The 7,646-nt window shown below is 64.5% G+C and carries 9 protein-coding genes; 4 read left to right on the top strand and 5 right to left on the bottom strand.

The genetic code is table 11. The features are described from left to right. Positions 1–154: 154 nt before the first annotated feature. The gene (gene xerD / locus AAFX91_RS15615; protein ID WP_349644865.1) at positions 155–1,075 is read right to left on the bottom strand and encodes a site-specific tyrosine recombinase XerD; all 921 of its coding nucleotides are present in this window, start codon (positions 1,073–1,075) and stop codon (positions 155–157) included. An 82-nt stretch (positions 1,076–1,157) separates the two neighbouring features. After that, positions 1,158–1,304, bottom strand: a complete 147-nt coding sequence (locus AAFX91_RS15610; protein ID WP_130577688.1) for a histidine kinase — start codon at positions 1,302–1,304, stop codon at positions 1,158–1,160. Between the two features lie 140 nt (positions 1,305–1,444). On the opposite strand from AAFX91_RS15610, the gene AAFX91_RS15605 reads away from it, so the two are divergent. The 3 genes from AAFX91_RS15605 to AAFX91_RS15595 all read left to right on the top strand — a co-directional run bounded on the left by AAFX91_RS15605 (position 1,445) and on the right by AAFX91_RS15595 (position 4,603). Continuing rightward, entirely contained in the window at positions 1,445–2,074 is a 630-nt protein-coding gene (locus AAFX91_RS15605) for a shikimate kinase (RefSeq protein WP_130577689.1), read from the top strand. After that, positions 2,071–3,216, top strand: a complete 1,146-nt coding sequence (gene aroB, locus AAFX91_RS15600) for a 3-dehydroquinate synthase (RefSeq protein WP_394567039.1) — start codon at positions 2,071–2,073, stop codon at positions 3,214–3,216. The genes AAFX91_RS15605 and aroB overlap by 4 nt, the downstream gene beginning before the upstream one ends. Before the next feature lie 79 nt (positions 3,217–3,295). After that, positions 3,296–4,603, top strand: coding sequence for an HlyC/CorC family transporter (locus AAFX91_RS15595; protein ID WP_130577691.1), 1,308 nt, complete (start codon positions 3,296–3,298; stop codon positions 4,601–4,603). 77 nt (positions 4,604–4,680) lie between these two features. Here AAFX91_RS15595 and AAFX91_RS15590 read toward each other — a convergent pair whose 3' ends face one another. Further along, positions 4,681–5,127: a hypothetical protein gene (locus AAFX91_RS15590; RefSeq protein WP_130577692.1), complete on the bottom strand. Its 447-nt coding sequence runs from the start codon at positions 5,125–5,127 to the stop codon at positions 4,681–4,683. A gap of 177 nt (positions 5,128–5,304) precedes the next feature. Next, positions 5,305–5,580 (bottom strand): BolA family transcriptional regulator, encoded by a 276-nt coding sequence (locus AAFX91_RS15585; protein ID WP_130577719.1) that lies wholly within the window; start codon positions 5,578–5,580, stop codon positions 5,305–5,307. 109 nt (positions 5,581–5,689) lie between these two features. Here AAFX91_RS15585 and AAFX91_RS15580 point away from each other — a divergent pair, with 109 nt between their 5' ends. Then, on the top strand, positions 5,690–6,340 hold the full coding sequence (locus AAFX91_RS15580; RefSeq protein WP_130577693.1) for a J domain-containing protein: 651 nt from the start codon (positions 5,690–5,692) through the stop codon (positions 6,338–6,340). 177 nt (positions 6,341–6,517) lie between these two features. Here the strand turns inward: AAFX91_RS15580 and AAFX91_RS15575 are convergent, their stop codons facing one another. Continuing rightward, positions 6,518–7,612 carry a citrate synthase/methylcitrate synthase gene (locus tag AAFX91_RS15575; protein WP_130577694.1) on the bottom strand — a complete coding sequence of 365 codons (1,095 nt, stop codon included), beginning with the start codon at positions 7,610–7,612 and terminating at the stop codon, positions 6,518–6,520. Positions 7,613–7,646: the final 34 nt, after the last annotated feature.

Here is a 7,646-nt window from a genome sequence, read left to right as displayed (position 1 = left end):
CGTCGCGGCCATCGCAGGTCTCGCTACGGTCCTCATAGGCGACTTTCGCCGCCGCCTGCATCAAAATCCCGCGCCAAATCCCTTCAGCCTCCACTTGGCAACCTAGTTCCCGATTCTTGCTCAGTCTCGAAGCGCAATCCGGGGATCGACCGGGCTAGGCCTTCTCCGCCAGCGGATGCAGGTCGCGCACCAGGCTCTTCAGCCGCTCCTCGACCACATGGGTATAGATCTGGGTGGTCGAGATGTCGGTGTGGCCGAGCAGGGTCTGGACGATGCGCAGGTCTGCGCCGTTGTGGAGCAGGTGGCTGGCAAAGGCATGCCGCAGCACGTGCGGGGAGACGAGCCGCGGCGCCAGGCCGGAGGCGGCCGCCAATTCCTTGAGGTCGCGGGCAAAATGCTGCCGGGTCAAATGGCCGCTCTCGCCGAAGGAGGGAAACAGCCATTTCGACGGCGCGGCCTTCTTCTCCGGCTTCATGACCTGCATCGCCGCGAGATAATCGGCCATCGCCTGCCGCGAGGCCTCGTTCAGCGGCACCAGCCGCTCCTTGTTGCCCTTGCCGCGCACCACGATCATGCGCGCATCGCGCCGCGCCGCCGATAGCGGCAGCGAGACCAGTTCGGAGACGCGCAAGCCGGTGGCGTACAGCACCTCGAGCAGGCAATGGAGCCGGAGCGCGCGCAGCCGCTGCGCCGGCGTCGTGTCGGTCTGCGTGAGTTCCTTCGCCCGCGTCAGCATGCGGTCGACGTCGGCGATCGACAGCACCTTGGGCAGGCCGCGGCCGCGCTTCGGGCCAGAGAGGATCGCAGCAGGATCGTCGCTGCGGATGCGCTCGTTGAGCAGGAATCGGAACAGATGCCGCATCGAGGAAAGCCGGCGGGCGACGCTGGTTGATTTGAACCCGCGCGTGTCGAGGTCGGCGAGGTAGTCGCGCAGCGTCTGGGTGTCCGCGCCGGCAAAGCTCTTGCCGGCATGGGTGAGGAATTCGGAGAGGTCCTCGAGGTCGCGGCGATAGGCGTCGAGCGTGTTCTCGCCCGCGCCCTGTTCGGCCGCGAGCATGTCGAGGAACAGGCTGATCAGCCCGGCATCGGATGTCTTGGCAGGTGTCTTGGCAGGTGTCTTGGAACGTGTCTTGGGACGCATCGCCGAATCATAGCGGCTATTTCTTGAGGAACTTATCCGGTGGGATCGTCACCGTCATTTCCCGCGGTTTCGGGGTCACGAAATTGGCCAGCGCGAAGATGATCCCGTAGCCGATACCGCCGATCACGGCGACGACCGTCAGGAAGCGGAACAGGCTCGGCATATCGAAGGCTCGGGCGGCGAATTAACCATCGGCATCATCCACCATGTTCCCTCAGCCGTTGCAAGACTCTGGCAACGGTATCGGCGGGGGTAGTATAGGTGACCGGAATGCCGCAAATTCGCCGAGAGACCGAGCTTTAGATGCCAGACAGCGCCCCACCGCTACCTGCGCTCCCGTCCCTGGAGGCCGACATCCTGGCCGCGCTGGGGTCGAGGTCGATCGTGCTGGTGGGCATGATGGGCGCCGGCAAATCGACCATCGGCCGGCGGCTGGCCGCGCGGCTGAGGCTATCCTTCACCGATGCCGACACCGAGATCGAGGCGGCGGCGGGCATGTCGATCCCGGAGATTTTCGAAACCCATGGCGAGGCCTATTTCAGGGATGGCGAGGCGCGGGTAATCGCGCGCCTGCTTAGCGACGGGCCGGCAGTGCTCGCCACCGGCGGCGGCGCGTTCATGCGTGAGGAGACCCGCAACTGCATCCGTGCCAAGGCAATCTCGCTCTGGCTGCGCGCCGATGCCGATGTCATCATGCGCCGGGTGCGGCGCCGAGCCGATCGCCCGCTGTTGCAGACCGCGGATCCCGAGGGGACGGTCAACCGTCTGCTCGGCGAGCGCGAGCCGGTCTACCGGAGCGCTGACCTGACGATTTCGTCGCGCGACGTGCCGCATGACCGGATCGTCGAAGAGTGCCTCGAAGCGTTGCATACCCATCTCTGTGGCAACGGCACGGCACAACCGGAAACGAACGGAATTAGCATCCCATCATGACTGCGCCACTGAAACACTCGGATCCCATCACCGTCGATGTCGCGCTCGGCGACCGCGTCTACGACATCGTGATCGGGCGCGAGGTGCTGCCGTCGCTCGGGCCGCGCATTGCGGCGCTCCGCCCGGGTACGCGCGCCGCCATCGTCACCGACCGCACCGTGGCGAAGCATTGGCTGGAGCCGACCGAGGCGTCGCTTGCGGCGGCGGGCATTTCGAGTTCGCGCATCATCGTCGAGGAGGGCGAGGGCTCGAAGAGCTACACCGGCCTGACCCAGGTCAGCGAAGCGCTGATCGCGGCCAAGATCGAGCGCAACGATCTCGTGATCGCGCTCGGCGGCGGCGTGGTTGGCGATCTCGCGGGCTTTGCCGCGGCCATCCTGCGCCGCGGCGTCGATTTCGTGCAGGTTCCGACCTCCCTGCTGGCGCAGGTCGATTCCTCGGTCGGCGGCAAGACGGGGATCAACTCGCCGCAGGGCAAGAACCTGATCGGCGCCTTCCACCAGCCGGTGCTTGTCGTCGCCGATACGGCCGTGCTCGACACGCTGTCGCCGCGTCAGTTCCGTGCCGGCTATGCGGAGGTCGCCAAATATGGCGTGCTTGGCGATGAGGCTTTCTTCGCCTGGCTGGAAGCCAGTCACGCCGACATCTTCTCGGGCGGCGCGGCGCGCGAGCACGCGATCGCAACCTCGTGCCGCGCCAAGGCCGCGATCGTCTCGCGCGACGAACGCGAGACCGGCGAGCGCGCGCTGCTCAATCTCGGCCACACGTTCGGTCACGCGCTGGAAGCGGCGACGGGCTTTTCCGACCGGCTGTTCCACGGCGAAGGCGTTGCCATCGGCATGACGCTGGCGGCAGAATTTTCCGCTTCCCTCGGCATGATCGCGCAAGCGGACGCGGCGCGCGTGAAACGCCACCTCGCCGCGGTGGGATTGCCGACCCGGCTGCAGGATATCGGCGGCTTCGCCCAGGAAGGACTGGCCGATGCCGACGCACTGATGGCGCTGATGGCGCAGGACAAGAAGGTCAAGCGCGGCAAGCTGACTTTCATTCTGCTGGAAGCCGTCGGCCGCGCGGTGATCGCGCGCGACGTCGAGCCTGCGTCGGTGCGTGACTTTCTGAAGGCAAAATTGGCCGAGAATTAAGAGCATGATCCGGAAAAGTGGGAACCGGTTTTCCGAAGAGATCATGCCCAAGACAAAGACGCTGCTCGGATGACGTAGCTTGACCTGGGTTTCGTTCGCAATCGTCGTCGTCTGCCTGTTGGTCTCCGCCTTTTTCGCGGCGAGCGAGACCGCGCTGACCGGCGCTTCGCGCGCCAGCATGCTGCGGCTGTCCAAGCAGGGCAACCGCGAGGCCGGCGTCGTCTCCAGCCTGTTCAACATGCGCGAGCGGCTGATCGGCGCGCTGCTGCTCGGCAACAACATCGCCAATATCGGCGCATCGGCGCTCGCAACCGGCATCCTCACCGCCTGGTTTGGCGATGTCGGCGTGCTCTATGCGACCGCGGTGATGACGGTGACGGTCGTGATCTTCGCCGAGGTGCTGCCGAAGACCATCGCGATCAACGCGCCCGACCGGATATCGCTCCTGGTGGCGCGGCCGATGAAGGTCACCGTCTATCTGCTCGGACCGTTCCTGACCGTGATCGAGTTCATCGTGCTCGCTCTGATGAAACTCTTCGGCATCAAGGTCGGCGCCAACCAGGCCATCCTGTCGCCGACCGAGCGACTGCGCGGCGCCGTCGACCTGTTGCATCATGAGGGCAAGGTCGAGAAGCTGGACCGCGACATGTTCGGCGGGCTCCTGGATCTGCGCGAGTTGCAGGTGTCCGACGTGATGGTCCATCGCACCGAAATGACCATGATCAACGCGGACCTGCCGCCGGAGGAACTGGTGCGTGAGGTGCTCGCCACCGAGTACACCCGCATTCCGCTGTGGCGCGACAAGCCCGAGAACATCATCGGGGTGCTGCACGCCAAGGATTTGCTGCGCGCCATCCGCGCCGCCGATGGCGACACGTCGAGCATCGACGTCTCGACCATCGCGCTGCCGCCCTGGTTCGTGCCGGAGATGCGGCCTGTCTCCGAGCAGCTCAAGGCGTTCCGCCGCCGCAAGACGCACTTCGCCCTCGTCGTCGACGAGTATGGCGAAGTCGAAGGCCTGGTGACACTGGAAGATATCCTGGAGGAGATCGTCGGTGACATTTCCGACGAGCACGACGTGGTGGTCGCGGGTGTTCGTGCCCAGCCCGACGGCTCCGTGGTGGTCGACGGCTCGGTGCCGATCCGCGATCTCAACCGTGCGATGGACTGGCATTTGCCAGACGAGGAAGCCACGACCGTGGCGGGTCTCGTGATCCATGAAGCGCGCTCGATTCCCGAACGCGGCCAGAGCTTCACCTTCCACGGCTTCCGCTTCCGCGTCCTGCGCCGCGAGCGCAACCGCATCACGGCACTGCGCATCACCGCGCTGCCACGCGAAGCCGAGGCCGAAGAGCCTAGGCCGAAGCGCGCGGGGACGGCGTTCTAGTCAGCCCGCGCAGCGCATATCCGCTCCATCTCCTCAGGGTGAGGATCGGGCGGGAGGATGAGGATCAGGCAGGGCGCCTATTCAATGTCGATGGTGATGCCGGAAAGCTTCCAGGTGCCGTCGGCGGGGATGAAGGCGAGCTGATACTTCACCTGCTTCGGCGTGGTCTCGAAATGGCCCTTCAGGCGCAGCACGCCCTTGTCGTCAATCTTTGCCTCCTCGTCTGCAACGACGGGCTTTGCCACCACGGCGTCGAACACCGCGTGCTTGTCGACGAGATCCTTGAAGACGGCCTGCAGCTTCTCCGGCGGAAACTGCCCGGCGAACGGCTTTGAGAGCTTGGCGTGCAGGACCGTGAAATTATTGGCGGCGACGGCATCGCTCAGCGTCACCAGAATGCTTTTCACGAGCACTTCCTGAACGAGCGGGCTCGGCATGGCCTGTGCCGCAGCCGGTACGGGCACAGAGAGCGCCAGCATTGCCATCACGGCCGCGGCCAATCGCAGATGTGCCCAGTGAACCATCTGACAGCCCCTCGTTACAGGTGACGATGGTGCAATGAGCCTGCCCAATTCCAATGGAACTGTCCATCGCCCAGGCAGCTATCTCTGATAAAGGAAAACAGCCGTGGCGTCTTGCGCGACGTTGATCAAAACCGCAGTTCGGCCGTGTTCTTCAGCTAAATTTCCAGGCGGCGTCCTTCAGCGCGGTCGTTCCGCTGGGGCCTGCGCGTGGATCGCGAGCGCATGCACGCGATCCACGAGTTCCTGAGCCAGTGCCGCATTAATCATGCGATGGCGTTCGATCCGGCTCTTCCCTTCGAACGCTTGAGATACAATATAGACACGGAAATGCGTCTCGCCGCCTGGCCGATGCCCCGCGTGGCCCTCATGCAGATGTGATTCATCGTGGACCTCGAGGCTTTCGGGCAAGAAAGCTTCACGCAACTTGTTTATAATAACATCTCTTGTGCTCATGGCGGCGGCAATAGTTCGAAGGCTGCATTTCGTCAATGGCACATCCGAAGCAGAGGTATTCGCAATGTCAAGACTTGAAGCTTTTTGCATTGCGTAGTCAAAGTCAGTCATGGCGATCGATTCATCAAAATTCTTCGACTCCATTCGCATCAAGCCGACGAAGGTGAGTGCGAAGCGCCAGGCGCAGGCTGGCCAGGAAGCCATCACCTGCGAATGGGCCGGCTGTCAGAACAAGGGTTCGCACCGCGCGCCGAAGGGCCGCGAGAACTCGCGCGAGTATTGGCATTTCTGCCTCGACCATGTTCGCGAATACAACCAGTCCTACAATTTCTTCCAGGGCATGAATCCCGAGGCGGTGGCGCGCTACCAGAAGGATGCGCTGACCGGCCATCGCCCGACCTGGAAGATGGGCGCCAACACCAGCGCCAAGCATGGCAAGGGTAGTGCCGAGGACGATCTCGGCGGCGCCGCCGATCCCTTTAACGTGTTCTCCGAACTCAATGGCCGTGCTGGCTGGCGGCCTGGCCCCGGCGCGCAGGCCAAGCCCGAGGCGCGCAAGGTAATGAACGCCGAGCGCAAGGCACTGCAGGTGATGGGACTCTCCGCCGAGGCGACGCTCGAAGACGTCAAGGCGAAGTACAAGGCGCTGGTGAAGCAGCACCATCCCGACGCCAACGGTGGCGATCGTTCTACCGAAGACCGCCTGATCGAGATCATCAAGGCGTATAACTATCTAAAGACGGTGGTGCGCGAGGCGTAGCACACTGTCGTCCCGGGCTTGACCCGGGACCCATAATAACCACAGGATCCCGTGGTTACGGCAAAATGTCGGCCCAGTCTTAGTTACAATTCACGTCAGTGGTTATGGGTCCCGGGTCAAGCCCGGGACGACGGCGGAATTTGTGTCGCTGCCGTCGTCCCTTTGACGGTCTGCGCCTCACACTTTCGGCATTGGCCCCACATAGGACGAGCTTGGCCGGATCAGCCGGCCGGTGCGCTGCTGTTCGCGCGCATGCGCGGTCCATCCCGCAGAGCGCGCCACCGCGAAGATCGGCGTGAAGGCCTGCCGCGGAATGGAAAGCGCATCGAGCAGGATCGCGGTGAAGAACTCGACATTCGTTTCCAGCGGCCGGGTCGGATTCTTCCGCCGCAGCGCCTCGCGAATATAGGCCTCGACCTCACCGGCGAATGGCAGGTCGGCGCCTTCGGCAGCTAACCGCTCGATCGCATCCTTCAGCACATCCGCGCGGGGATCGCGCACGCGATAGACGCGATGGCCGAATCCCATCAGCCGCTCGCCGCGCGCCAGCGCCGCATCGACCCAGGGCCTGATGCGCTCGCGCGTCCCGATCGCATCGAGCATCTCAAGTACCGGCTCCGGCGCGCCGCCATGGAGCGGCCCGGTCAGCGCGCAATAGCCGGCGGTGACGGCCGCGAACAGGTCGGCCTGCGTCGAGGCCACCACGCGCGTCGCGAAGGTGGAGGCGTTCATGCCGTGATCGCAGACCGTGACGAGATAGGCATCCAGTGCCGCGACCTCGCGCGGCTCCGGCTTGCGGTTGAGCAGCATCGTCAGCGTATCCGCGGCGTGGCTGACATTCGGATCCGGTGCGACTGGATCGTTGCCCTTGGCCCGCTGCACCAGCGCGCCGGCGATCACCGGAAAGGCGCCGACGATCGTCGCTTCGTGCTCAAGCCCGTTTTCGGCGCGCAAGCCCGCCACCGCGGCGCGGAAGCCGTCCACGATCGACATGCCGCGGGTCGCCGGCAGCAATTCCGGCAATCGCGCGAAGGCGCGCTCGCGCGCGGCACCAAGCTTGGCGCGCACATTGGCCTCGCTGAGCGCGCTCCCGGTTGCGGCGTTCCACAATCGCGCGGTGACGCCCTCGAAGCTCGATGTCGAGGCGAGCACCCGGATGTGCTCGCCCGCGATGATCAGTTCGCCGCGCTCGCCGTCGACGTGGCTAAGCACGGTTTCGGCGGCGGGAATGCCGTCCAGCCCGATCGGGCTCTTCGTCACCTGGATATTCATGGCGGATCTCCTTTCGTGATTAGGAAAGTCGATC

The organism is Bradyrhizobium sp. 31Argb, assembly GCF_043638955.1.
Lineage (GTDB): Bacteria > Pseudomonadota > Alphaproteobacteria > Rhizobiales > Xanthobacteraceae > Bradyrhizobium.
Note: the sequence above shows the minus strand (reverse complement) of the source record. Positions and strands in the feature narration are given on the sequence as shown.

Bases quoted from the DNA above. Each gene is read 5' to 3' on its own strand.
- AAFX91_RS15610 (WP_130577688.1), bottom strand. From the start codon at position 1,304: ATGCCGAGCCTGTTCCGCTTCCTGACGGTCGTCGCCGTGATCGGCGGT.
- AAFX91_RS15605 (WP_130577689.1), top strand. From the start codon at position 1,445: ATGCCAGACAGCGCCCCACCGCTACCTGCGCTCCCGTCCCTGGAGGCC.
- aroB (WP_394567039.1), top strand. From the start codon at position 2,071: ATGACTGCGCCACTGAAACACTCGGATCCCATCACCGTCGATGTCGCG.
- AAFX91_RS15590 (WP_130577692.1), bottom strand. From the start codon at position 5,127: ATGGTTCACTGGGCACATCTGCGATTGGCCGCGGCCGTGATGGCAATG.
- AAFX91_RS15585 (WP_130577719.1), bottom strand. From the start codon at position 5,580: ATGAGCACAAGAGATGTTATTATAAACAAGTTGCGTGAAGCTTTCTTG.
- AAFX91_RS15580 (WP_130577693.1), top strand. From the start codon at position 5,690: ATGGCGATCGATTCATCAAAATTCTTCGACTCCATTCGCATCAAGCCG.
- AAFX91_RS15575 (WP_130577694.1), bottom strand. From the start codon at position 7,612: ATGAATATCCAGGTGACGAAGAGCCCGATCGGGCTGGACGGCATTCCC.